Origin of the sequence: Gordonia polyisoprenivorans (assembly GCF_017654315.1) — a bacterium.
GTDB lineage: Bacteria > Actinomycetota > Actinomycetes > Mycobacteriales > Mycobacteriaceae > Gordonia > Gordonia polyisoprenivorans_A.
This window is the reverse complement of sequence record NZ_CP072203.1, coordinates 4,614,490-4,638,652: the sequence shown is the minus strand read 5'-3', so window position 1 is coordinate 4,638,652 and position 24,163 is coordinate 4,614,490. Positions and strand designations below refer to the sequence as shown.

Sequence of the window (24,163 nt, the reverse complement as noted above, 5' to 3'; positions counted from 1 at the left end):
TGTCTAGGCCCTCGCCATTCCTCGGATGGGACTGATGGATTGTTGTGCTTCGTGGTCGGGGCCGAGCGGGATGCCGGTGCGGTCCCGAAGCGTCAGTGTGGCGACAAGACTGATGGCGGCCATGACCGCGAGGTAGATGACGATCGAGGTCGTGGTGCCGGTGGCGCGCATGAGTGCCGCGGCGATCGTCGGCGCGAAGGCACCACCGATGATGGCGCCGATGGCGTAGGAGATCGAGACGCCGGAGAACCGGATCGACGCCGGGAAGAGCTCGGCGTAGAGGGCGGCCTGGGGGCCGTAGGTGAAGCCGAGGCCGACGGTCAGCAGGGCCAGGCCGCAGAACATCAGCCACACGTTGCCCGTGTCGACGAGCGGGAACAGCGGGAGCAGCGCCGCCAGCAGCAGGACCCAGCCGATCAGGTAGGTGGAGCGGCGGCCGATGCGATCACTGACGCGAGCGCCGATCAGGGTGAACAGCAGCCAGGTCGCCGCCGACCCGGCGACCGCGAGGAGCACCGGACCGCGCGACAGGCCGACCGGACCGTCGGGATCGGTGGCATAACTCTGCAGGTATCCGCCGGTGGTCATGTAGCCGACGGCGCTGTTGCCGGCGAAGACGAGTGCGGCGACGAGCACCAGCCCGGCGTGCTTGCGGAACAGCTCGACGATCGGTGTCTTGGTCTCCTCGCGGCGTTCGGCGATTTCGAGGAACACCGGACTCTCCTCGACGCGGCGGCGGATGAAATGACCGATCAGGATCAGGACGAACGACAGCAGGAACGGGATGCGCCACCCCCACGTCTCGAAGGAGTCGCCGGGGGCGAGGACGGCCATCAGGGCCATCACGCCGGAGGCCAGCAGCATGCCCAGTGGCACCCCGACCTGCGGGGAGGCGCCGAAGACACCGCGTTTGCGGTCCGGGGCGTGCTCGACGGCCATCAACACAGCACCGCCCCATTCGCCGCCGGCCGAGATGCCCTGCAGGATGCGCAGGGTGATCAGCAGGATCGGTGCCGCGATGCCGATGGCGGCGTAGGTGGGCAGAAGCCCGACCAGGGTGGTCGCCACACCCATCAGGGCCAGGGTCACCATCAGGACCACGCGCCGGCCGTAGCGGTCACCGTAGTGTCCGGCCAGGAATGCGCCGAGGGGGCGGAACAGGAAGCTGATGCCCACCGTCAGGAACGACAGGATGGTCGCGACCCCGGGGCCGGCGGGCTTGAAGAACAGTTCGCCGAAGACGAGGCCCGCGGCCACCGCGTAGACGAAGAAGTCGTACCACTCGACGGTGGTGCCGACGACGGTGGCGAAAACCACTCGGCGTCGGTCCTTTTCGGTCACCACCACAGTCGGTGATGCGGTACGGGGAGGGGCGTTCATCGGGGCTCCTTCTCTGGCATTCCCGGTGTTCGGTGAGATGCCCGGTGCGGCAGTCGGTGCGGCGAGGGCCAGGGGGGTCGCCCGCGCGGGGCGTTCTGGTGGCCGGGGCCACGGTCTCGAGTCGCTGCGATCTGGATCACTTGCGCTCTGTGTCTCAGACCATATACGATCTCGTATATCGCTCGCAAGATACGTTTTCATATACGATCTGGACGACGGAGAGGACATCCGTGACGACCGACCAGCAGCCCGCGAACCGGGACGGTTCTGCAGTATCGGGTTCTGCAGCATCGGTGGCCGTACCCGCCATCGGCACACCCGGCAAGATCATCGCCGTTCATCTCAGTTACACCTCGCGTGCGCAGCAGCGTGGGCGACGACCGGCACAGCCGTCGTACTTCTTCAAGCCCTCGAGTTCGGTGGCGGCGACCGGCGGTACCGTCGAGCGGCCGCTCGGCACCGAGTTGCTCGCCTTCGAGGGGGAGGTGGCGCTGGTCATCGGAACCCCTGCCCGCCGGGTCGGTCTCGCGCAGGCGTGGGATCACGTCGCCGCCGTCACCGCCGCCAATGACCTCGGACTCTACGACCTGCGGGCGGCCGACAAGGGCTCCAACGTCCGGTCCAAGGGTGGCGACGGATTCACCCCGCTCGGCCCGGACCTCATCGACGCCCGCGCGGTGGACCCGAACGCGATCCGCATTCGTACCTGGGTGAACGGCCGCTTGGCGCAAGAGGATTCGACGGCGGGGATGTTCTTCTCGCCAGCGCAGATCGTCGCCGATCTCTCGCAGCATTTCACCCTCGAACGCGGCGATGTGATCCTCACCGGCACCCCGGCCGGCTCCTCGGTCATCGGTCCCGGAGATGTCGTCGAGGTCGAGGTCGATGTTCCCGGCGGGCCGACCTCCGGTCGGCTCGTCACCACAGTGGTGCAGGGCGACAACGGATTCGACGCCGACCTCGGGTCGCTGCCGGCCGTCGACGACACCCAGCGCGCCGAGGCGTGGGGCTCGGCGCAGGCGGCCGGACTACCGGCACCCGCCGGGCCGGTCCTCACCGACGAGTTGCGCGAGAAACTGACACGCGTGCCGGTCGCCGGTCTGTCCGGACAACTCCGCAAGCGCGGCCTCGACAACGTCTCCATCGACGGCGTGCGCGCGCAGACCCGAGGAACCACGATCGTCGGCACCGCCAAGACCCTGCGCTTCGTGCCCAACCGTGAGGACCTCTTCGACTCCCACGGCGGCGGATACAACGCGCAGAAGCGGACCTTCGACGCCGTCGGCCCGGGTGAGGTGATCGTCATCGAGGCGCGCGGTGAGACCGGATCGGGCACGCTCGGTGACATCCTGGCGATCCGCGCGAAAACCCTTGGCGCCGAGGGCATCGTTACCGACGGCGGGGTACGCGACTACGCGGCGGTCGCCGAGATCGGTCTACCGGTGTTCACCGCCGGACCGCATCCGGCGGTCCTCGGCCGCAAGCATGTGCCCTGGGATCACGACCTGACCATCGCGTGCGGCGGTGCCACGGTCCAACCCGGCGACATCATCGTCGGTGACGACGACGGCGTGATCGTCATCCCGCCGGCCATCGCCGCCGAGGTCGCCGACGCCGCGCTCGCCCAGGAGGAGCAGGACGCCTGGGTGGCCGAGCAGGTCGCGGCCGGACATCCGGTCGACGGATTGTTCCCGCCCAACGCGCAGTGGAAAGCCCGCTATCTCGAATGGAAGGCGAATCGATGAGTGAGCAACCCGGCCAGACGAATCCGAGCCGCAGCAAGTCGCAGATCGCCTACCACTGGATCAAGGAGCGCATCGCTCGTCAGGAGTACACACCCGGCTATCGGCTGGTGTTGAGCACCATCGCCAAGAGCCTGGACATGAGCGTGGTGCCGGTGCGCGAGGCGATCCGACAACTCGAGGCCGAGGGTCTGGTCACCTTCGAGACCAACGTCGGCGCTCAGGTGTCGATGGTCGACGACTCGCAGTACCGCGAGAGCATGCAGGCGTTGTCGATCCTGGAGGGTGCGGCCACCGCGCTGGCCGCCCGTCGGCTCAGCGAGGACGATCTGCGCAAGGCGCGAGACATCAACGAGCGCATGATCGAATCGCTTGGTCACTTCGATCCGGGTCTGTTCACCGCGCTGAACCAGGAGTTCCACGCGACCCTGTTCTCCAAGTGCACCAACCCGCGGATGGTCACCCTCGTCGAAGCTGAATGGGCCCGACTCGGGCACCTGCGCGCCTCGACATTCTCCTTCGTGCCCGGCCGGGCGCAGGAGTCGGTCCGCGAACACGAGAACATCGTGCGGCTCATCGAGATCGGTGCTCCGCTCGGCGAGATCGAGAAGGTCGCGCGGCGGCACCGCGCGGCCACCCTCGACGCCTACCTGGTTCACGAACACCCCGACGAAACCCTTGGCCTGCCGGCCTTCTAGTTCTTCGACGGTCCGTAACCGGACCCCGATCCCGACCCCCCGAAACGGAGAAACCATGACGAACACGGTGAGCTCACCGGTGACCGGTCACGTCCCGGCCGATCTGCCCACGCGCATCCAGCATTACATCGGCGGAGCGTTCGTCGACTCGGTCGACGGCGACACCTTCGACGTCCTCGACCCGGTGTCGAACGAGACCTACGTGCAGGCAGCTGCCGGCAAGAAGGCCGACATCGATCTGGCCGTGGCCGCCGCACGTGCCGCCTTCACCGACGGCCCGTGGCCGACGATGCTGCCGCGCGAACGTGCGCGGGTCCTGCACCGGATCGCCGACATCGTCGAATCCCGTGATGTGCGGCTGGCCGAACTGGAGTCCTTCGATTCCGGGCTGCCGATCACCCAGGCCCTCGGCCAGGCACGCCGCGCCGCGGAGAACTTCCGGTTCTTCGCCGACCTGATCGTTGCTCAGTCCGACGACACCTACAAGGTGCCGGGTAGGCAGATCAACTACGTCAATCGCAAGCCGATCGGCGTCGCGGGTCTGATCACCCCGTGGAACACCCCGTTCATGCTCGAGTCGTGGAAGCTCGGTCCGGCGCTGGCCACCGGAAACACCGTGGTGCTCAAGCCCGCCGAGTTCACACCGCTCTCGGCGTCGTTGTGGGCCGGCATCTTCGAGGAGGCAGGCCTGCCGCAGGGCGTGTTCAACCTCGTCAACGGATTGGGTGAGGACGCCGGCGATGCGCTGGTGAAACACCCTGAGGTGCCGTTGATCTCGTTCACCGGCGAAAGCCGCACCGGGCAGCTCATCTTCGGCAACGCGGCGCCATACCTCAAGGGGCTGTCGATGGAACTCGGCGGCAAGAGCCCGGCGGTGGTCTTCGCCGACGCCGACCTCGACGCCGCGATCGACGCCACCATCTTCGGTGTGTTCTCCCTCAACGGTGAGCGCTGCACCGCGGGCAGCCGCATCCTCGTCGAGCGCTCGGTCTATGACGAGTTCGTGGAACGGTATGCGGCACAGGCCAAACGGGTCGTCGTCGGATATCCGCACGAGAAGACGACCGAGGTCGGTGCGCTCGTGCACCCCGAGCACTACGAGAAGGTGATGAGCTACGTCGAACTCGGCAAGTCCGAGGGACGACTCGTCGCCGGTGGTGGTCGGCCGGAGGGCTTCGACACCGGTAACTTCGTGGCCCCCACCGTGTTCGCCGATGTCGCCCCCGATGCGCGGATCTTCCAGGAGGAGATCTTCGGTCCGGTCGTCGCGATCACTCCGTTCGACTCCGACGAGGAAGCTCTCGCGCTGGCCAACGGTGTGAAATACGGTCTGGCCGCCTACATCTGGACCAATGACCTCAAGCGGGCCCACAACTTCTCGCAGGCCGTGGAGGCGGGCATGGTATGGCTCAACTCGAACAACGTCCGCGATCTGCGCACCCCGTTCGGTGGTGTCAAGGCCTCCGGCCTCGGCCACGAGGGTGGCTACCGCTCGATCGACTTCTACACCGATCAGCAGGCCGTGCACATCACCCTCGGCAAGGTCCACAACCCGACCTTCGGCAAGCAGTAATCCCCACCGCACCAAAATCTTTCGTTCCCGACCCCTCGATCCGCCAACCCCCTCTCGACCCAGGCAAGGACGCCACCCATGACCGCTCGCGAAGAGATGACCCTGACCTCGTCGGGCTACTACGTCTCGCAGGAAGCCCCCATCCGCTCCGACAATCCCGTCTCCACCCCGCAGTCCGCGCCGCCGGACATCCTGCGGTGCGCCTACATGGAGATCGTCGTCACCGACCTGGCCGCATCGCGTCAGTTCTATGTCGACATCCTCGGGCTCTATGTCACCGAGGAGGACGACGAGGCGATCTACCTGCGCTCCACCGAGGAGTTCATCCACCACAACCTCGTGCTGCGCAAGGGTCCGGTGGCCGCGGTGGCCGTCTTCTCCTACCGGGTACGCAGCCCCGAAGACCTCGACAAGGCGGTCGCGTTCTACACCGAGATCGGTTGCCGCGTGGAACGTCGGGCGCAGGGATTCGTCAAGGGCATCGGCGACTCGGTGCGCGTGGAGGACCCGCTCGGCTTCCCGTACGAGTTCTTCTACCAGACCGATCACGTCGAGCGGATGTCGTGGCGCTACGACCTGCACTGCCCGGGCGAGCTGGTGCGTCTGGACCACTTCAACCAGGTCACCCCCGACGTGCCGCGCGCGGTCCGCCACTACCAGGATCTGGGCTTCCGGGTCACCGAGGACATCCAGGACGACAAGGGCACCGTGTACGCCGCGTGGATGCGGCGCAAGCCGACAGTGCACGACACCGCCGCCACCGGTGGTGACGGACCGCGGATGCATCACGTCGCCTTCGCCACCCATGAGAAGCACAACATCCTGGCGATCTGCGACAAGCTCGGCGGCTTGCGCCGCTCCGACGCGATCGAACGCGGTCCCGGCCGTCACGGTGTGTCGAATGCGTTCTACCTCTACCTGCGCGACCCGGACGGTCACCGGGTGGAGATCTACACCCAGGACTACTACACCGGCGACCCCGACAACCCTGTCGTCACCTGGGATGTCCACGACAACCAGCGCCGCGACTTCTGGGGCAACCCGGTGGTGCCGAGCTGGTACACCGACGCCTCGCTGGTGCTCGACCTCGACGGCAACCCGCAGCCGGTGCTCGCCCGCACCGACGACTCCGAGATGGCGGTGACCATCGGTGCCGACGGCTTCTCCTACACCCGCAAGGATGACGAGGGACAGATGCCCGAGTGGAAGCAGGGCGAGTACAAGCTGGGTGCACAGCTCTGATGCTGTCCGCCCAGACGATCACCGAGATTGCCGACGAACTCGCTGCCGCAGAACGGGATCGGACGACGATCCCGCTACTGACCGCACGCCACCCGGAGATGACCGTCGAGGATTCCTATGCGGTGCAGAACGAGTGGCGCCGGCGCGGGATCGCCGCCGGGCGTCGTCCGGTGGGACGCAAGATCGGCCTGACGAGCAAGGTGATGCAGGTCGCCACCGGTATCACCGAACCCGACTACGGCGCGATCTTCGACGACATGGTGTTCGAGAACGGCTCGGTGATCGACCACGGCCGGTTCTCCAACGTCCGTATCGAGGTGGAGTTGGCATTCGTGCTCGGGTCGGCGCTCGACGGCCCGAACGCGACGATCTTCGACGTGCTGCGGGCCACCGAATACGTGGTGCCGGCATTGGAGATCCTCAGCTCCCGCATCGAGATGGCGGGCCGCACCATCGTCGACACCATCAGTGACAACGCCGCCATGGGCGGCATGGTCTACGGCGGAAACCCCATGAAGCCGAACGAGATCGACCTGCGGTGGGTGTCGGCGCTGCTGTATCGCAACGAGACCATCGAGGAGTCCGGGGTGGCCGCCGCCGTGCTCAACCACCCGGCCACCGGTGTGGCGTGGCTGGCCGACAAGCTTGCCGCACATGGGGATCGGCTGGAGGCGGGGGAGATCGTGCTCGCCGGCTCGTTCACCCGTCCGATGTGGGTGCATGCCGGCGACACGGTGCTCGCCGACTACGGCCGGATGGGGACGGTGTCGTGCCGATTCAGCTGAGCCCGACCATGCGCGAGGCGCTCGACGCCGCCGATCGTGCGCTCTATGGCGGCTGGATCACCACCGGCTCACCGGTGGCCGCCGAGATCATGGCCGGTTCCGGCCTCGACTGGCTGCTGATCGACATGGAACACGCTCCCAACGGCCTCGAATCGGTTCTCGCACAGCTGTATGCGGTGTCGGGATATCGGTGTACACCGATGGTGCGGGTACCCGTGGGCGACGCCGTCGTCATCAAACAGGTTCTCGATCTCGGTGCGCAGAACATCCTCGTACCGATGGTCTCCGACGCCGAGCAGGCTCGGCAGATCGCCGCCGCCGCACAGTATCCGCCGCTCGGTCGGCGCGGTGTCGGCAGTGCCCTGGCACGGTCTGCCCGCTGGAATCGGGTGCCCGACTACCTCGCCGACGGCGCCGATCACGTGTCGGTGTTCGTGCAGATCGAGAGCATCGAGGCCGTCGAGCACGCCCGAGCGATCGCCGAGACACCGGGCATCGACGGTGTGTTCGTCGGTCCGAGCGATCTCGCGGCGTCGATGGGTCTGCTCGGCGCGCAAACCCATCCCGATGTCGTCGCCGCCGTGCACACGGCGTTCGACGGAGTGCGCGCTGCCGGAAAACCGTTCGGTGTCAACGCCTTCGTCGCCGACCAGGCCCGCGCCTACGTTGCCGGGGGCGCGACGTTCGTGCTCGTCGGTGCCGACGCCGCGCTGCTGGCCCGCGGGTCGGAGGCGTTGGCCGCCGACTTCATCGGCACCGGCGAAAGGAAACCCAGCAGCTATTGAACCCCGACGTCAATTGATCCCCAGCAGCCATTGAACCCCGACAGTTGTTGATCCCCAGAGCTTCTGACACATTCCCGACGAAAGAAGACACCGATGTCTTTCACCACTCGCACCGCCGTTCTCCGTGAGGCGCCCGGGCGCTACGAGACCGTCACCCTCGACCTCGACGAGCCACGCCAGAACGAGGTGACCGTGAAGATGGTCGCGGCCGGTCTGTGCCACTCCGACGACCACGCCGCCACCGGCGACATCCCGGTCGGCATCTATCCGTTCGCCGGCGGACACGAAGGGGCGGGCATCATCTCGGCCGTCGGCCCGAACACCCCGGGTTTCGAGGTCGGCGATCACGTCGTGTTCTCGTTCTTACCGGCGTGTGGGAAGTGCGAATTCTGTGCTCGCGGACTGTCGAATCTGTGCGACCTCGGCGCGACCCTGCTCTCCGGTGATCGCGCGGAGGATCCGGGGAGTTTCCGGATGCAGCTCGACGGCGCCCCGGTGGGGCAGCAGTGCGGTATCTCCACCTTCAGCGAGTACACCACCGCGTCGGTCGCCTCGGTGGTCAAGGTGGACAAGGACCTTCCGCTCAAACAGGCGGCACTGCTCAGCTGTGGTGTGCCGACGGGTTGGGGATCTGCGGTCAACTCCGCTCGGGTGCAGCCCGGTGACACCGTCATCGTGGTCGGCATCGGCGGGATCGGTGCCAACGCATTGCAGGGTGCGGCGCACGCCGGGGCCACCAGCGTCGTGGCCGTGGATCCGGTCGCGGCCAAGGAGGACAAGGCAAAACTGTTCGGCGCCACGCACTTCTACACAACGCTGGCCGAGGCCACCGAGTACGCCCGGTCGGTGACCAACGGGCAGGGCGCCGACTCGACGATCATCACCATCGGTGTGGTGTCCGGCGACGATGTGGCGCAGGCGCTGGACTCGATCCGCAAGGCGGGCACCGTGGTTCTCACCGGTCTGGGCAACATCACCGTGGCGGGTGCACCCATTCTGCTCGGTGATCTCACCCTCATGCAAAAGCGGTTGCAGGGCTCGCTGTTCGGCGAGTCCAATCCGCGTCGCGACATCCCCAATCTCGCGCGTATGTACCGGGCGGGTCAGCTCAAACTCGACGAGCTGATCACCCGCGAGTACACGCTCGACGAGGTCGCGCTTGCGTACGAGGACATGCACGCCGGCCGCAACATCCGCGGAGTGGTCGTCTTCGACGACTGAGTTTCACAGCCTTTGACGACTGAGTGTCAACAGATTTCGATCAGGAAAGAGAATCACCATGAGCACCACCTATGACAGCTTGCTGCACTCCGTCACCGATCCCGCAGGTCGCGAGATCCTCGATCCCGCGACCGGTGAGGTCGTCGGCGCGGTGGCCTTCGGTTCCGTCGCCGATCTCGATGCCGCCGTGGCCCGTGCCCGCGCCGCACAACCGGCATGGGCGGCGCGCTCCGACGACGAGCGGAAGGCGTTGCTGCTCAAGGCCGCCGACGCCATCGAGGAGGCCGCCGAACCCCTCGCCGAACTCCTCTCGCGCGAACAGGGCAAACCGCTGAACGGTCCCAACGCGCGCTTCGAGGTCGGTGCCTGTTCGGCGTGGCTGCGGGCCACCGCGGCCACCGCACTGCCGGGCGAGACGGTCGTCGACGACGAGGAGACCCACGCCGAATTGCGTTACCGCCCGGTGGGGGTCGTCGGTGCGATCGGCCCGTGGAACTGGCCGATGATGATCACCATCTGGCAGGTCGCCCCGGCCCTGCGGATGGGCAACACGGCCGTCGTCAAACCGTCGGAGTACACGCCGCTGTCGGTTCTCGCCCTGATCGAGGTCCTCAACGGCGTCCTGCCCGCCGACGTGCTCATCCCGGTCGCCGGCGAGGGTGAGGTCGGGGCCAGGCTGTCGTCTCATCCCGACATCGACAAGGTGATGTTCACCGGTTCGACTCGTACCGGTCAGGCGATCATCAGGAGTTCGGCCGACACCATCAAGCGCCTGACCCTTGAACTCGGCGGCAACGACGCCGGTGTCGTGCTGCCCGACGTCGACGCGAAAGCCATTGCGCAGGACCTATTCTGGGGATGTTTCATCAACACCGGCCAGACGTGCGCGGCGCTCAAGCGGCTCTACGTGCATGCCGACGTCTACGACGACGTGTGTGCCGCGCTCGTCGAGGTCGCAGGGCAGATGCCGATGGGTCGCGGCCTCGACGAGAACAACGTGCTGGGTCCGCTGCAGAACCGCGCACAGTTCGACATCGTCGCCCGGCTCGTCGAGGCCGCCAAGGAGTCGGGCGCCAAGGTGCTCACCGGCGGTGACCCCGACACCGCCGCCCCCGGCCACTTTTACCCGTTGACCCTGGTCGCCGACATCGACAACGACAATCCGCTGGTGACCGAGGAGCAGTTCGGTCCGGCGCTACCGATCATCCGCTACAACGACGTCGACGAGGTCGTCGCACTGGCCAACGGCCTCGACGTCGGGCTGGGCGCCTCGGTGTGGAGTGGTGATGCCGGCGCCGCGCGAGCGATCGCGGGTCGTCTGGAGGCCGGCACCGTGTGGATCAACGCGCACGGAGGCGTGCACCCGATGATTCCGTTCGGCGGTGTCAAGCAGTCCGGGTACGGATTGGAGTTCGGCGTCGAGGGTCTCAAGGGTGTCTCGGTGCCGCAGGTGATCAACGGCTGAGCGGCGAGCGCCGCCGCATCACCCGGCGGGTGGCCGGGGCGGTGGGGGACCGAAGCGCAGCACCGGGTTGTCGGGATCGGGATAGTTGATCTCGCAATAGGTGATCAGCGGTGCGTGCAGGACCAGTCCGGTGGCCGTCGGACATCGGTGGATGTCGGCCACTCCGGTGATCTGCCGTGTTACCAGCCAGGAGACGAGACCGTCGCAGGGTTGCGGCGACACCAGGGAGCCACGATCCTCGCCGGCGTCGTAGCAGCTGCCGACGTGGAGGTTCGGTGCCAGACAGATCGGGGCGTAACCGTAGGAGGTGTCGTGGAACAGGAACCGTCCGTGCACCGAGACCGAGCGCATCTCGTAGCGTGCGAATCCGCTGACATCTTTCCCGGGGTCTGGGCAGGTCATCTGGGCCTGGCCGATCGCCGGGACCGCCGGTCGGACCGCCACGACGTAGGTGGCCGCGGGGGTTGAACAGTGCACCGCGGTGTGTCTGCCGTAGCCGCCACCGGGGTGCAGCAGCGACATCTCCGGTCGGTCATGGGTGCCGACGCAGTCGCCGACCCCGACGTCGTCCCAGTCGACACCGTCACCGCGTGTCTGCAGCCACGCGTAACCGGCCAGCGCCGCCGCGACGAACACCAGCGTCAGCGCGATCGGGCGACGCCATCGTGACCTGCCGGCCGTCCTCGGTGTCCGCATCACCATCCCCCCATTCCGGCGACACGGTCAGCGAATTCGGAGGTCGGGCGTCGTCGGTTCTCGACATCGTAGTGGTGGTCTGTCCCGATCTGCGGCGATGTAGCACGATGTAGGCGCGACGAGAGGAGATCGGTCCGGTGAGCGCACCCGCCCGTGTCGGGCACCCGATGGTGGTGTGGACGGTCGCGGTGACCGTCTACTTCATCGCCGTCCTGCATCGGTCGTCGATGGCGGTCGCCGGTCTGCTCGCCGCCGACCGATTTCACATCTCGGCGTCGGCGTTGTCGACGTTCGTGGTGTTGCAGTTGCTGGTGTACGCGCTGATGCAGATCCCGGTCGGGCTCCTCGTCGACCGGTTCGGCCCGCGCCGGGTGCTGCTCACCGGCACCTTGATCCTGACGCTGGCGCAACTGAGTTTCGCCTTCGCCGACACCTACGTGTGGGCGCTCGGCTCACGGTTCTTCGTCGGGGTCGGCGACGCCATGACCTTCGTGTGCGTGCTGCGGTTGGTGACCTCGTGGTTCCCGGTGCGGCGCATCCCGCTGATGACGCAGTTGACCGGAGTGCTCGGCCAACTCGGCGCGGTGGCGGCCGCGGTCCCGATGACCTGGGCGCTGTCGAATCTCGGGTGGACGCACGCCTATTTGGTGACCGCCGCCTGCGGTGCCGCGCTGCTGGTGATCGCGGCGATCGTGGTGCGCGACTCCCCGCAGGCGCGCACCACCTCCGGGCCATTGCTCGGGTTCGCCGGCATCCGTGCCACCCTCGCCGCGGCGTGGGGTCATCCGGGTACCCGGCTGGGATTCTGGATGCACTTCTCCACGCAATTCAGTGCCACCGTCCTCGGATTACTCTGGGGATTCCCGTTTTTCGTCGAGGGCGAGGGGCAGGGCGCGGGCGCGGCGGGCACCCTGTTGACGATCATGGTGTGCTCGATCATCGGCTTCGGACCGATCTTCGCCGCGCTGATCACGCGGCATCCCTGGCACCGGTCGACCCTGGTGCTGAGCGTCGTCGGCGCCATCGCGGGCATGTGGACGATCGTTCTCGCCTGGCCCGGTCCCGCGCCGTTCTGGCTGCTGATGCTGCTGGTCATCGTGTGCGGCATGGGTGGTCCGGCATCGATGATCGGCTTCGATCTCGGCCGCACGTCCAACCCCGTCTCACGCGTCGGCAGCGCGACCGGGATCATCAACCAGGGTGGCTTCTTCGCGAGCCTGCTGCTGATGGCGATGATCGGCATCATCGTCGACTGGCGCACCCCCGATGGCGCGTCCGGCTATCCGCCCGAGGCGTTCACCGCGGCGATGTCGGCGCAGTACCTGCTGTGGGGCGTCGGAGCCCTGCAGATCTGGCGATACCGCCGCAAGGGACGGGCGCATCTGCGGCGCGAGGATCCGATGGTGTGGTCGGAGCAATCCGGGCGGCCGCTGCCGGAGGCGTGAGCCGGTTCGCGTCCTCCCGGACCGACACCGCGACGGACACCGACACATCCGCACCGACGGGAATCGCCCCGCGGACGTGGTGTCCGCGGGGCGATCTCTTGTTCAATGCCGGCCGTGGGGGTCATCGGCCGGTGCGACTCATTTCAGTTCGGCGCTGCTCTTGCCGAGCACCCGGCGGGCGATGATGAGTTGCTGGATCTGCTGGGTGCCCTCGAAGATGTCGAGGATCTTCGAGTCGCGGGCCCACTTCTCGAGCAGCAGACGCTCGGAATAGCCTGGCGTACCGGCCAATTCGACCGCCTTGTTGGTGACGTCCGTACCCGTGCGCCCGGCCTTGGCCTTGGCCATCGAGGCCTCCAGCGAGTTCGGCTGCTTGTTGTCGGCCATCCAGCACGCCCGCATGGTCAGCAGATACGCTGCCTCCCAGTCCGATTCCAGCCGGATGAACTCTGCGGCAGCGGCATGCTGGTCGGCTGCGGGGCGATCGTAGTCGACCTCGATGCCGGCCTCGTCGAGAATCCGTCGGAGTTCCTCCAGCGCGGCACGCGCCACCCCGACAGCCATGCCTGCCACCAGGGGCCGGGTGTTGTCGAAGGTCTGCATGACCCCGCCGAATCCCTTTTTGGTATCCACCTCGGGGCTGCCGAGGAGGTTCTCCTTGGGGATGCGGCAATTCTCGAAGCGGATCACCGCGGTGTCGGAGACGCGGATGCCGAGCTTGTGCTCCAGCCGTGCGATCTCGACGCCGGGATGTTCGCGTGGAACCACGAAGCTCTTGATGGCGGCACGCCCGAGGCTCTTGTCCAGGGTCGCCCACACCACGATGTGGCTGGCGCGGGAACCTGCGGTGACGTAGATCTTCTCGCCGTTGATGACGTACTCGTCGCCGTCGAGGGTGGCGGTGGTGGTGACCGCGGCCGAGTCCGAGCCGAAGCTGGGCTCGGTGATGGCCATCGCCGCCCACACCTTGCCGAAGCGCTCGAGCTGCTCGTCGGTCGCGACCGCGGCGATCGCCGAATTTCCCAGTCCCTGATAGGGAATCGACAACATGAGGCCGACGTCGCCCCAGGAGGTCTCCATCACGTTGACCACCGACTGCATGTTGCCGCCGTTGACCACGACGCCCTCGGGACGCTCCTTGCCCTTGTCCTTGCTCCGGCCGGCATCGGCGCCGGCACCGGCCTGGCCGGTCTCGGCCAGACCGTCGTACAGGCTCGCCAGGGTGTCGAGCTCGACCGGGTAATCGTGTTCGCGCAGATCGTATTTGCGCGAGATGGGACGGAAGATCTCCGCCGCGGCCTGATGGGCCTGATCGATGGTGACGCCGAGCTTCTTCGGCAGTTCCAGATTGATGCTCATGACTGTGTCCTCGATTCCCGGGTCGCCTTACAGGACGACGATGCCCTCGCCGATACCCGCGCCACGCAGGTCGCGGTACCAACGCTCGACCGGATGTTCCTTGGTGAAGCCGTGGCCGCCGAGCAGCTGGATGCCGTCGAGACCGATCTGCAGGCCCTTGTCGATGGTGAGCTTGCGCGCCAGGGCGGCCTCGCGGGCGAACGACAGGCCCTGCTCGGCGCGCGAGGCGCCGCGCAGGGTGACCAGACGGATGCCGTCGAGCTCGGTGGCGATGGTGGCGACCATGAAGGCCACCGCCTGGCGGTTGGAGATCGGCTCGCCGAACGCCTCACGCTCGTTGACGTAGGGGATGACGTAGTCGAGGACGGCCCGACCCGTTCCGGCGGCCAGTGCCGACCAGCCCAGACGCGACAGCCGCACCACGTCGCGATACGCCGCGAAGGCGGCATCGGAGGCTTCGGGCGAGCTTTCGCCGAGCAGCGCCGACTCCGGCACCGCGACGTCCTGCAGCAGCAGTCGACCCATGCCTGCGGCGCGCACACCCATGCCGGGGTCGGCCTCGACGATCAGGCCCTTGGAGTCGGATTCGACGATGAACAGTGCGGGCCGGCCGTCGAGTTGCGCGCCGACGATGAACAGTTCGGACGACCCCGCGGCCGGTACGAACGACTTCACGCCGTTGAGCCGGTAGCCGCTGGGCACGCGGGTTGCCTTGGTCTGCAACGAGAATGCGTCGAACAGCGGGCGCGGTTCGGCGATCACGACCGCCGACTGCGGGACGTTCTCACCGGCGAAGTCGGGCAGGTAGGTCTTCTGCTGGCCGTCGCTGCCGAAGTTCGTCAGCGTGGTGGCCACACCGCTCGGGGCGAGCAGCGGCAGCGCGAGACCCATGTCGCCGTAGGCCATCGCCTCGGCGACCAACGCGTTGGTCACGACCCCGCGCTCGGTGGCCGCGCCGTCGAGTTCCTCGGGGACGTTGATCATGGTGATGCCGAGTTCCGCGGAGCGCTTGACGATGCTCTCCGGCGCGGTGGCCGCGGCGTCGGCGTCGTAGGCGGCCGGACGCAGGATCTCGGTGGCGAACTCCTTGACCGTCTCGGCGATCATCTGCTGTTCGTCGTCGGGCGTGAGATTGAAGTAGCCCTTGGGTGTGGTCGTCAGCCGTTTGGCCGGAGCCGACCCGCCCTGCACCTTCGAGAAGGCGCGGTTGGCGGCGCCGAGGGTCTGGAACCCGGTCTTGGTCGCCTGGTACGCGATCCGGTTGATGGGTTCACGGATCTGGTACTTCTCGGCGAACTCCGAGCCCGTGACCGTGGTCAGCACGCGCATCGCGGTACCGATGAAGTTGCGGGGATGACGGGTCTTCCCGACGGCGGAGGTGTCGCGGGGTTCGGTGTGAGTAGACATGTTCACCATTTCTCGCAGTGGTTGACTGGGTGGGGCGGTACGGCTCCGGGATACCTTACCCGGCGGTAAGAACAGATCTTACTCATGGGTAAGAAGAATGTCACGTGTTTGTCCGCCGGGGCTCGTTCGCCGGCCGTGCGTGCCGGGGCGACCAGGGGTTATGAAGCGGTTCGCTGACACATGAGGCCGCCGGGAGCACAGTGGAGGCATGCAACTCACGCACTTCGGTCATTCGTGCCTGCTGGTCGAACTCGATGGGGCGAAGATCCTGTTCGATCCGGGAAACTTCTCCCACGGTTTCGAGGGCATCACCGGACTCGACGCGATCCTGATCACCCACCAACATCCCGATCACTGTGACCCCGCGCGGCTGCCGGATCTCATCGCGGCCAATCCACACGCCCTCCGATACGCCGATCCGCAAACCGCCCGGCAACTCAACGACGCCGACTCGGCGGGGGAGTGGACCCCGGCGCACCCCGGGCAGCAGGTGGACATCGGCGCGGTCACCGCCCGGATGACCGGCGGTCGGCATGCGGTGATCCATCCGGAGATCCCGGTCATCGACAACGTCGCCTACGTCCTCGACTCGTCGCAGGGCGCCGGGCGGTTCATGCACCCGGGCGACTCGTTCTACATCCCGTTCGAGAAGGTCGACGTCCTCGCCCTGCCTTCGGCGGCGCCGTGGATGAAACTCAGTGAGTCCGTGGATTACCTACGTGCCATGGCGCCACGCGTCGCGGTGCCCATCCATCAGGCCATCCTGTCCGACGCGGGGACCGGCATCCACTACTCACGATTGAGCGAGATGAAGGACGCGGCAACCGAATTCGTCGTAGTCGATCAGGAGTCCGCGGCCGAGTTCTGAAAGATGTGCAGTTGACGGCACATCGTCGCGTTTCAGCCGGTCCCGCATGTCGGCGACCAACACCGCGGGGAAGTCGAGCCCCAAGGTGATCGTGGCGGCAAAGCGGGATGTTCGGGCAGCGCCCCGAGGGCGGCTGCAGTGCCGCTGCTGCAGCCTCCACCGAGAACGAATCCGGGAGCTGTTGCGCGAGAAGATGTTCGGTGCAGTCCCGAGCGCATCCTCAACTGGCACAACCGGTGGGAGGCCGGTCGAGGCATGAGGTCCCCAGGTCCTTCCCAATCAATGGTCGGGGCGCTTCCGCCGGAGCCCTTTCCGATCGGTGGTCGAGGTGCGAGGCGCCCAAGGTCCTTCGCCGATCGATGGTCGAGGTGCGAGGCGCCCCAGGCGCCGAGCCGTTCATCGGTGGTCGAGGTGTGAGGCGCCCCAGGCGCCGAGCCTCGAGACCCTGCCGAACCCACGCTGAAACCCCACCATCAAACCCGTACGAAAAAACTTTCGACAACCCCTTGCCAACCCGACAAACCCGACATATACTCGAACACAACAGCACACAAACACATGTGCGCTATCGCCGGGGGGTGACAATCATGGTCGACACCGCACTGCCCGACGTTTCTGGGTTGTCGACCACCCAGAAACTCGCCCTCGCCCACACGCTGATGGACGAGTTGGCCACCGATGATTTGACCGGCCTGTCCAACGATGACCTGGTGTCGGTCGCGCAGTCCACCGAACGGTTGATCACCCGCGTCACCGTCCAAGGCGATCGGCAGATCGTCGAGTTCTCCGACCGCCATCTGGCCCGCGAGTACGGGTTCGGGTCGATCATCGACGCCATGATCGGCTTGTTGCGTGTGTCGGAACCGTGGCGGCGGTGGAAACAACTCAAAGCGACCGCCACCTTCCACACCGTCACCGGCGAGGTTGCTGCGCCGAAATATCCGGCGTTGGCTGAGGCGATGGCCTCCGGTGCGGCCGGCCCCTCGCATGCGGCGGTGGTGATCGATGTGTTGGACCGCATACCTACGACAGTGCCGTTCGACGAGAAAATGTCGGCCGACGCCACGATGGCCGGGTTCGCCCGCACCCACACCCCCCTCGGATCTGCGGATTTTGGGGGCACGGGTGTTGGCGCACCTCGACCCCGACGGTGAGTTGACCGACGATGCTGATCGGCAACGCCACCGCCAGATCCGCATCGGGCGGCAGAACGCCCAAAAAATGAGTGGCCTGTCGGGGCAGATGACTCCCACTCTGACCGCGCACCTCGAAGCAGTACTCGCCGCGTGGGCGGCGCCTGGAATGAACAATCCCGCCGATCCGGAGTCCCCGACCGGTAGTCGCGAGGATGCCGACCCCGACCAGGTGGCGGCTGCCGCGGCCCGCGATCACCGTGATCAGGTGCAACGCAACCATGATGCGTTGGAAGCAGTCCTACGCGCCGGACTCGATGTCGGACTCGGCCCGCACTCGCATCGCGGCCTACCACCGCATCTGATCATCAAAGCATCGCTGTCGGAGTTGATTGCGCAGACCGGGATGGGCGTCACGGCGACCGGCACCCTCCTCCCAATCCGGGATGTGATCGCGTTGGCTGCCCACAGTCAGCCGTGGTTGGCGGTGTTCGACGACCACACCAGTCTTCCGCTGTATTTGGGTCGGGCGAGGTTAGCGAGCCAGGGGCAGCGGATCGCCCTGTTCGCCAAAGACGGCGGTGAGTACTGCTCGTTTCCCGGGTGTACTCAACCTGCCGCGCACGTCGAAATTCATCACGCCACCAAAGATCATGCGAAAGGCGGACTCACCAACATCGGTGACCTCGCCCCCGCCTGCGGCAAACACAACCGGATGGTCGGCGACAAACCCGGACAATTCACGACCGGCATCTATCGGGACGGGCCGTGGGCCGGACGATGCTGGTGGCGCACAAACACGCCCGTCGGCGCAGCCGAACCGAACCCGAAACGCACCAACGCACTACCGGATGTCGGGGCCACCTACGCTGCGGCACTCGCGCGTATCCGCGCGGAATTGCACCCACCACCCGACCCACCACCACGTGCGGCCGCTGCTGCCGATACCGATCTCGCCACAAGCGACGACCGGGACTCGATGCTGCCCACCAACCGAATCCGCCGCAGCCGAATCCCGATCGGACACGGATACTACGACCTCGTCGAAATCCTCCACCCTGATCCCAGCCCGGACTCGCTGGTCGAAACTCGACTCGCCCAGCTCCTCGGCGACTGCGGGTTCTAGACCGTCACGTGCTTCGGTGTGGGGTTGGAAACCAGCAGCGGTGCAACAGGTCTCGAGGCTCGTCGCTAACGCTCCTCGGCACCTCGACCACCGAGAGAACGGCTCGTCGCTAACGCTCCTCGACACCTCGACCACCGGAAGGAAAGCGCCACCGGGCAGTTCGACCACCGGGATGAAAGCGCCACTGGGCTGCTCGACCACCGGGACGAAAGAGCTCCTCCGCAAATCCATCGCAGAGGAATTGGGAGACACGCCCTGCGGGGTGGGTACCGCTGACCGGTGTTCGGCACGGAACGCCGACAGCCCGCCCGTCCACAGTGATCCTCGATGTGCACGGCGCCTTTAGCGTCTGCGTTCACTCGATCATTCACGGGCCGTTAGAGTTTCGACGGTGCTGCGACGGCGCACGCCATTCCGCGGCGACGATCGCCCGGTAAAAGCCGAAACCGGCCGGCCCGGCTTCGTCACCGACCTCGACCGGGGCCGACCAACGCGATCTACGCCGGTGGGGCGAAGAACTCCAGTGCGATGTTGTCGGGGTCGCGGAAGGAGATGCCCGACCCGTACGCCGCGTGCTTGATGCCGCCGTGGGCGATGCCGAGCTCGTCGAGCCGGGTGCACCACCGCTCGAGGTCGTCCTGTCCGACCGCGAACGCTACGTGGTCGAGTCCGGTGCGCTTCTCGCTGAACACCTCCGACGGCGTCGAGTCGGTGTGGGTGTGCAGACCGAACAGCGTGCCGCCGTCGAGGGCGTACACGGCGTGGTGGAACGCGCCGGACTCCTCGTCCTCCTCGAGGACGGGCTCGGCGCCGAACAGGCGGCTGTACCAGGACCGGCTGATCTCCAGGTCGGCGACGGTGATCGCAACGTGGGTGAGGGCGGGGAAGCCGGGCATGGAGAACTCCTGACGTCGGTGCGGGTCTCCTGTCGACGCTAGGTCGAACAGGGGAGTCCCCGAAGCACTTTCGTCGGCAACTCGTCGATTGGACAGGTGCGTCCGACCCGCCCGGGTCCGTCTCAGTCCGCGGCGAGCGCGGTGAGTACCGCGTCGTGCAGCAGTCCGTTGCTGGCCACCGCGTTGCCACCCCGGGGGCCGGGCGTCCCGTCGAGCGCGGTGAAGCGTCCACCGGCCTCTCGGACGAGGATGTCGAGGGCCGCGAGATCCCACAGTGAGACCTCGGGCTCTGCGGTGATGTCGACCGCGCCCTCGGCGACGAGACAGTAGTTGAAGAAGTCGCCGTATCCGCGCACCCGCCACACCTCGTCGGTGAGCGCGATGAACTTGTCGCGGATGCCTGCCTGCGCCCACCCGGACAGACTGGAGAACGCCAGGCTCGCCGAGGCCACGTCGGCGACGCCCGACACCGACAACGACCGGGTGCGGCCGTCGAACTCCGCGAACGCACCCTGGCCCTGCGCTGCCCACCAACGCCGACGCAGCGCGGGCGCCGAGACCACACCGACCGTCGGAACGCCGTCGACGAGCAGCGCGATCAACGTTGCCCACACCGGAACACCGCGCACGAAGTTCTTGGTCCCGTCGATCGGGTCGATCACCCACTGGCGTCCCGATCTCGTCGCCTCGCCACCGAACTCCTCGCCGAGTACGACGTCGTCGGGACGCCGGCGCGACAGGTGCTCGCGGATCATCTCCTCGCAGGCCAGATCGGCGTCGGAGACCGGGGTGAGGTCGGGTTTCTGCGACACCTGTAGGTCCAGCGCCCCGAAACGCGCCATGGTGAGATCGTCGGCGGCGATCGCCAGCGACAGCGCGATACCGAGGTCGGAATCGTCGGATTCGGGAACGGGGTGGGAGGTCACGCGCGAAAGCCTAACGCGGAGGCCGGGCCCGGTAGGGTGGCCGTCATGTGGATCACCGTCACGATCGCCATCCTCCTGGCGGTCATGGCCGTCGCGATGATCATGCAGATGCGTGGCCGCCGGGTCGGCGGCATCGGAGGCAGCGCCCGCGGCGGTACCGGCCTGGTGCAGGGAACGATGACCCTCACCGGGGTCAGCGAGCGACCCGAGGCCGACAGCAAGGGCGAGGCGTTCTGCACCGTGTCGGGCACCATTGTCGGTCCGGGCACCCGACCGGCCGAGGTCTACGGGACGATGGTGCTCGAACAAGGCCAACCGTGGCCGCAGATCGGCTCCGAACACCCGGTGGTCTACAAGCCGGGCAAGGCCGAGACCAGTTGGCATTTCGGTGAACTCCCGCCGCAGCCGCAGGTCCCGGGGGAGATGCCGCCGCCGACGTCCTGACGGCGCGTCCCAGCCGGTACCCTGAATAACCGTGCATCCCGACGTGACCGCAGATCTCGAATCCCTCGACACCACCCTCACCACCGTGGAGAAGGTGCTCGACGTCGACGAACTGCGCCGTCGGATCGAAGAGCTCGAGATGCAGGCTTCCGACCCCGAATTGTGGAACGACCAGGAGCACGCGCAGAAGGTGACCAGCGAGCTCTCCCACGCCCAGTCGGAGTTGCGACGGGTCACCGAATTGCGTCAACGGCTCGAGGACATGCCGGTGCTGTACGAGCTCGCCGAGTCCGAGGAGGGTGAGGAACGCACGAGCGCGCTGGCCGACGCCGACGCCGAACGGGCCTCGCTACGGACCGACATCGCCGCGATGGAGGTCAAGACCATGCTCGCCGGCGAGTACGACGCGCGTGACGCACTGGTCAACATCCGATCCGGTGCCGGTGGCGTCGACGCCGCGGATTGGGCCCAGATGCTGATGCGGATGTATGTGCGGTGGGCCGAGCAGCACGGCTACGGCGTCGAGGTCTATGACACGTCCTACGCCGAGGAAGCGGGCCTGAAGTCGGCGACCTTCGCCGTCAAGGCCCCCTACATGTACGGCACCCTCTCGGTCGAGCAGGGCACCCATCGTCTCGTCCGGATCAGCCCGTTCGACAACCAGGGCCGCAGGCAGACCTCCTTCGCCGAGGTCGAGGTGCTGCCCGTGGTGGAGACCACCGACCACATCGACATCGACGAGAACGAACTGAAGGTCGACGTCTACCGCTCCTCGGGCCCCGGCGGCCAGTCGGTCAACACCACCGACTCCGCGGTGCGTCTGACGCACCTGCCCACTGGCATCGTCGTCACCTGCCAGAACGAGAAGAGTCAGCTGCAGAACAAGGCGTCGGCGATGCGGGTGCTGCAGGCCAAACTCCTCGAACGCAAGCGTCAGGAGGAGCGCGCCGAACTCGATGCGCTCAAGGGCGACGGCGGATCGAGCTGGGGCAACCAGATGCGCTCCTACGTCCTGCACCCGTATCAGATGGTGAAGGACCTGCGGACCAACGTCGAGAGCAACAACCCGACCGCCATCCTCGACGGCGACATCGACCAGTTCATTGAGGCGGGCATCCGCTGGCGAATGGCCGATGTCGAGGCCTGAGTTGCTCGCGGCGGCGAGTCCGCATCACGTCCTTGCTGCGACCAGTCCGCAGAACGCGACCGAGCAGCTCATCGGGTCCATCTACGTCTGGCTGGTCACCAACGGGCTGCAGATGGTCACGTGGGTCCTCGGCGGCCTGATCGTCATCCGTCTCATCCGATGGTCGGCGGCCAAGTACGCCGCGCGCGTCGACAGCAGCTTCCACAACAGCGACCTGATCGTCCAGACCGAGGACACCAAACATCGTCGGGCCCTGGTCGATGTGGTCGCGTGGGTGCTGATCGTCGTGGTCATCGCGATCGTGCTGATCCGCTTCCTGGTGATCCTCAACGTGCCCATCACCGGTCTGACCGGCCCGGGTGCGGTGATCGGTGCGGCCCTCGGCTTCGGTGCGCAGCGCGTGGTGCAGGACATCCTGGCCGGGTTCTTCGTGGTCGCCGAGAAACAGTACGGGTACGGCGACGTGGTGAGTCTCATGGTCACCGGTGGCCAGAACGCCGACGGCACCGTCGAGGACGTCACCCTGCGCGTGACCAAACTGCGCACCAGCGAGGGCGAGGTCATCACCGTGCCCAACGGCCAGATCATCAAGGCCACCAACCTGTCCAAGGACTGGGCGCGGGCGGTGGTGGATGTCCCGGTGCCGGCCAAGGCCGACATCGGACTCGTCAACGAAACCCTCGACCGGGTGGGCCGCGAGTTCTACGCGACCGCGCGTTGGCACGACCTGCTCCTCGACACACCGTCGTCACTCGGGGTCACCGACCTCGAACTGGACGCGATCACCGTCCGCATCGTCGCGCGGACGCTGCCCGGCAAACAGTTCGAGGTGAGCCGGGCTCTGCGCGTGTCGATCGTGCGCGCTCTCGCCGCCGAGGGCATCACCGTCGCCGCCGGGCACGACGCCCAGTCCGGTGCCGCCCCGCCGGCGACACTCGCCGACACCGTGAGCGCACCCGGCACCTACGGCCGTACCGACCGGGACGGGGGAGCCTGATGGCCGACCGAGAACTGCCCGGCGACAAGACGCCCGAGAACACGCCACCAGGTAAGACGCCTGGTGACCCGACGCCCGCCGGTGAGGGCGAGCCCCGCCACCTGTTGCCGGACGACGCCGCGCGGCCCGTGGTGACGCCCGCTGTGACGCCACCGGCCGCGACACCACCGCCCGCCGCGACACCACCGCCCGCCACGGCACCACCCGCCACGCCGGCTGCGACCAGGCGCACCCATGCCCCCGTCGACCCCATCGTCGACACCGACCAGATCCCGATCGTCACCGACGACGACGCCGAGTCCGACACCGGTGCCCGCGCGGCCACCGATCCCACACCAGCGACGCCGCAGCGCCGTGGGTGGCGAGACCGGAACTGGAAGCACATCAAGGGCACTCGCGTGCGCTCCGGCACGGCGATCCTGGTGGTCCTGTTCGTGGCGTGCTGGGTGATGTACGGATACACCTCGCAGCGCTACGCCCCGCCGGAGCAGCCGTCCACCGGCCGGCAGGTGGTGCGCACGAGCGAGCCGACCTATCGGGAACCGACGACCAGCTATTCGTCGACGACCTCGTCGTCGGTGTCCTCGTCGGACTCGGGCGAGTCGTCGGTGCAGTCCGGCGCGCCAGGTGCGGGGGAGGAGTCGTCGACAGGGCAGTCCTCGGCGCCGAGCGGTGGTCTCATCCCCGGCTTCCGGATGCCCTGGGAGACGACGACCACCACCACCGTGCCGACGCGCTGAGACGTGCGACCGACCGGCGCGTGAGCGAGGTCAACGCGCCGCACGTCCGCCTGAACGGGACTCTCAGGCGTCGTCGTTACACTGGCTC

General features: G+C 67.1%; 20 protein-coding genes and 1 pseudogene. 15 read left to right on the top strand and 6 right to left on the bottom strand.

Annotated features, from left to right (window positions below):
• Window positions 1-3: 3 nt before the first annotated feature.
• The gene (locus tag J6U32_RS21035; protein ID WP_208796253.1) at window positions 4-1,317 is read right to left on the bottom strand and encodes an MFS transporter; all 1,314 of its coding nucleotides are present in this window, start codon (window positions 1,315-1,317) and stop codon (window positions 4-6) included.
• Window positions 1,318-1,673: 356 nt separating this feature from the next.
• Between J6U32_RS21035 and J6U32_RS21030 the strand changes: the two genes are divergently transcribed.
• The 8 genes from J6U32_RS21030 (at window position 1,674) to J6U32_RS20995 (ending at window position 10,891) form a co-directional block, all read left to right on the top strand.
• Entirely contained in the window at window positions 1,674-3,125 is a 1,452-nt protein-coding gene (locus J6U32_RS21030; protein ID WP_432277001.1) for a fumarylacetoacetate hydrolase family protein, read from the top strand.
• Window positions 3,122-3,820, top strand: a complete 699-nt coding sequence (locus tag J6U32_RS21025; protein ID WP_208791994.1) for a GntR family transcriptional regulator — start codon at window positions 3,122-3,124, stop codon at window positions 3,818-3,820. Before J6U32_RS21030 ends, J6U32_RS21025 begins: the two co-directional genes overlap by 4 nt.
• Window positions 3,821-3,875: 55 nt before the next feature.
• A complete protein-coding gene (gene hpaE / locus J6U32_RS21020; protein ID WP_208791993.1) occupies window positions 3,876-5,393 on the top strand; it encodes a 5-carboxymethyl-2-hydroxymuconate semialdehyde dehydrogenase in 1,518 nt (505 codons plus the stop codon).
• Between the two features lie 78 nt (window positions 5,394-5,471).
• Window positions 5,472-6,635 carry a 3,4-dihydroxyphenylacetate 2,3-dioxygenase gene (gene hpaD, locus J6U32_RS21015; RefSeq protein WP_208791992.1) on the top strand — a complete coding sequence of 388 codons (1,164 nt, stop codon included), beginning with the start codon at window positions 5,472-5,474 and terminating at the stop codon, window positions 6,633-6,635.
• A complete protein-coding gene (gene hpaH, locus J6U32_RS21010; protein ID WP_020170609.1) occupies window positions 6,635-7,420 on the top strand; it encodes a 2-oxo-hept-4-ene-1,7-dioate hydratase in 786 nt (261 codons plus the stop codon). Before hpaD ends, hpaH begins: the two co-directional genes overlap by 1 nt.
• An 8-nt stretch (window positions 7,421-7,428) precedes the next feature.
• Complete coding sequence (locus tag J6U32_RS21005) at window positions 7,429-8,205, top strand: HpcH/HpaI aldolase family protein (RefSeq protein WP_208796252.1); 777 nt, start codon at window positions 7,429-7,431, stop codon at window positions 8,203-8,205.
• 93 nt (window positions 8,206-8,298) lie between these two features.
• Window positions 8,299-9,426, top strand: coding sequence for an NDMA-dependent alcohol dehydrogenase (locus J6U32_RS21000; protein WP_079930512.1), 1,128 nt, complete (start codon window positions 8,299-8,301; stop codon window positions 9,424-9,426).
• Window positions 9,427-9,484: 58 nt separating this feature from the next.
• Window positions 9,485-10,891 carry an aldehyde dehydrogenase family protein gene (locus tag J6U32_RS20995; protein WP_208791991.1) on the top strand — a complete coding sequence of 469 codons (1,407 nt, stop codon included), beginning with the start codon at window positions 9,485-9,487 and terminating at the stop codon, window positions 10,889-10,891.
• An 18-nt stretch (window positions 10,892-10,909) separates the two neighbouring features.
• On the opposite strand, the gene J6U32_RS20990 is transcribed toward J6U32_RS20995, so the two are convergent.
• Window positions 10,910-11,587: a hypothetical protein gene (locus J6U32_RS20990; protein WP_208791990.1), complete on the bottom strand. Its 678-nt coding sequence runs from the start codon at window positions 11,585-11,587 to the stop codon at window positions 10,910-10,912.
• Window positions 11,588-11,724: 137 nt separating this feature from the next.
• On the opposite strand from J6U32_RS20990, the gene J6U32_RS20985 reads away from it, so the two are divergent.
• Complete coding sequence (locus J6U32_RS20985) at window positions 11,725-13,032, top strand: MFS transporter (RefSeq protein ID WP_208791989.1); 1,308 nt, start codon at window positions 11,725-11,727, stop codon at window positions 13,030-13,032.
• Between the two features lie 138 nt (window positions 13,033-13,170).
• On the opposite strand, the gene J6U32_RS20980 is transcribed toward J6U32_RS20985, so the two are convergent.
• On the bottom strand, window positions 13,171-14,391 hold the full coding sequence (locus tag J6U32_RS20980; RefSeq protein WP_208791988.1) for an acyl-CoA dehydrogenase family protein: 1,221 nt from the start codon (window positions 14,389-14,391) through the stop codon (window positions 13,171-13,173).
• A 27-nt stretch (window positions 14,392-14,418) separates the two neighbouring features.
• Window positions 14,419-15,798 carry an acyl-CoA dehydrogenase family protein gene (locus J6U32_RS20975; RefSeq protein WP_208791987.1) on the bottom strand — a complete coding sequence of 460 codons (1,380 nt, stop codon included), beginning with the start codon at window positions 15,796-15,798 and terminating at the stop codon, window positions 14,419-14,421.
• 208 nt (window positions 15,799-16,006) lie between these two features.
• Here J6U32_RS20975 and J6U32_RS20970 point away from each other — a divergent pair, with 208 nt between their 5' ends.
• Both J6U32_RS20970 and J6U32_RS20965 read left to right on the top strand, forming a co-directional pair.
• Window positions 16,007-16,666 (top strand): MBL fold metallo-hydrolase, encoded by a 660-nt coding sequence (locus J6U32_RS20970; protein ID WP_208791986.1) that lies wholly within the window; start codon window positions 16,007-16,009, stop codon window positions 16,664-16,666.
• A 587-nt stretch (window positions 16,667-17,253) separates the two neighbouring features.
• A pseudogene (locus J6U32_RS20965) lies at window positions 17,254-18,925 on the top strand (DUF222 domain-containing protein).
• A 497-nt stretch (window positions 18,926-19,422) separates the two neighbouring features.
• Here the strand turns inward: J6U32_RS20965 and J6U32_RS20960 are convergent.
• Both J6U32_RS20960 and hisN read right to left on the bottom strand, forming a co-directional pair.
• Window positions 19,423-19,821, bottom strand: coding sequence for a VOC family protein (locus J6U32_RS20960; protein WP_208791985.1), 399 nt, complete (start codon window positions 19,819-19,821; stop codon window positions 19,423-19,425).
• A 122-nt stretch (window positions 19,822-19,943) separates the two neighbouring features.
• Window positions 19,944-20,747, bottom strand: coding sequence for a histidinol-phosphatase (gene hisN, locus J6U32_RS20955; RefSeq protein WP_208791984.1), 804 nt, complete (start codon window positions 20,745-20,747; stop codon window positions 19,944-19,946).
• A 45-nt stretch (window positions 20,748-20,792) separates the two neighbouring features.
• Between hisN and J6U32_RS20950 the strand changes: the two genes are divergently transcribed.
• From J6U32_RS20950 to J6U32_RS20935, 4 genes are read left to right on the top strand one after another with little or no spacing between them, the layout of a single operon-like run.
• Window positions 20,793-21,191, top strand: coding sequence for a hypothetical protein (locus tag J6U32_RS20950; RefSeq protein WP_208791983.1), 399 nt, complete (start codon window positions 20,793-20,795; stop codon window positions 21,189-21,191).
• Between the two features lie 31 nt (window positions 21,192-21,222).
• A complete protein-coding gene (prfB, locus tag J6U32_RS20945; RefSeq protein ID WP_014360767.1) occupies window positions 21,223-22,338 on the top strand; it encodes a peptide chain release factor 2 in 1,116 nt (371 codons plus the stop codon).
• A complete protein-coding gene (locus J6U32_RS20940) occupies window positions 22,325-23,335 on the top strand; it encodes a mechanosensitive ion channel family protein (RefSeq protein WP_208791982.1) in 1,011 nt (336 codons plus the stop codon). The genes prfB and J6U32_RS20940 overlap by 14 nt, the downstream gene beginning before the upstream one ends.
• Complete coding sequence (locus J6U32_RS20935) at window positions 23,335-24,075, top strand: hypothetical protein (protein ID WP_208791981.1); 741 nt, start codon at window positions 23,335-23,337, stop codon at window positions 24,073-24,075. Before J6U32_RS20940 ends, J6U32_RS20935 begins: the two co-directional genes overlap by 1 nt.
• Window positions 24,076-24,163 lie beyond the last annotated feature (88 nt).

What these genes read in the sequence shown, in the direction of transcription:
- hpaE (WP_208791993.1), top strand. Translation starts at nt 3,876, where the DNA reads ATGACGAACACGGTGAGCTCACCGGTGACCGGTCACGTCCCGGCCGAT.
- J6U32_RS20995 (WP_208791991.1), top strand. Translation starts at nt 9,485, where the DNA reads ATGAGCACCACCTATGACAGCTTGCTGCACTCCGTCACCGATCCCGCA.
- J6U32_RS21025 (WP_208791994.1), top strand. Translation starts at nt 3,122, where the DNA reads ATGAGTGAGCAACCCGGCCAGACGAATCCGAGCCGCAGCAAGTCGCAG.
- J6U32_RS20960 (WP_208791985.1), bottom strand. Translation starts at nt 19,821, where the DNA reads ATGCCCGGCTTCCCCGCCCTCACCCACGTTGCGATCACCGTCGCCGAC.
- J6U32_RS20990 (WP_208791990.1), bottom strand. Translation starts at nt 11,587, where the DNA reads ATGCGGACACCGAGGACGGCCGGCAGGTCACGATGGCGTCGCCCGATC.
- J6U32_RS20940 (WP_208791982.1), top strand. Translation starts at nt 22,325, where the DNA reads ATGTCGAGGCCTGAGTTGCTCGCGGCGGCGAGTCCGCATCACGTCCTT.
- J6U32_RS20975 (WP_208791987.1), bottom strand. Translation starts at nt 15,798, where the DNA reads ATGTCTACTCACACCGAACCCCGCGACACCTCCGCCGTCGGGAAGACC.
- hpaH (WP_020170609.1), top strand. Translation starts at nt 6,635, where the DNA reads ATGCTGTCCGCCCAGACGATCACCGAGATTGCCGACGAACTCGCTGCC.
- J6U32_RS20950 (WP_208791983.1), top strand. Translation starts at nt 20,793, where the DNA reads ATGTGGATCACCGTCACGATCGCCATCCTCCTGGCGGTCATGGCCGTC.
- hpaD (WP_208791992.1), top strand. Translation starts at nt 5,472, where the DNA reads ATGACCGCTCGCGAAGAGATGACCCTGACCTCGTCGGGCTACTACGTC.
- J6U32_RS21000 (WP_079930512.1), top strand. Translation starts at nt 8,299, where the DNA reads ATGTCTTTCACCACTCGCACCGCCGTTCTCCGTGAGGCGCCCGGGCGC.
- J6U32_RS20980 (WP_208791988.1), bottom strand. Translation starts at nt 14,391, where the DNA reads ATGAGCATCAATCTGGAACTGCCGAAGAAGCTCGGCGTCACCATCGAT.
- J6U32_RS20970 (WP_208791986.1), top strand. Translation starts at nt 16,007, where the DNA reads ATGCAACTCACGCACTTCGGTCATTCGTGCCTGCTGGTCGAACTCGAT.
- J6U32_RS20935 (WP_208791981.1), top strand. Translation starts at nt 23,335, where the DNA reads ATGGCCGACCGAGAACTGCCCGGCGACAAGACGCCCGAGAACACGCCA.
- J6U32_RS21005 (WP_208796252.1), top strand. Translation starts at nt 7,429, where the DNA reads ATGCGCGAGGCGCTCGACGCCGCCGATCGTGCGCTCTATGGCGGCTGG.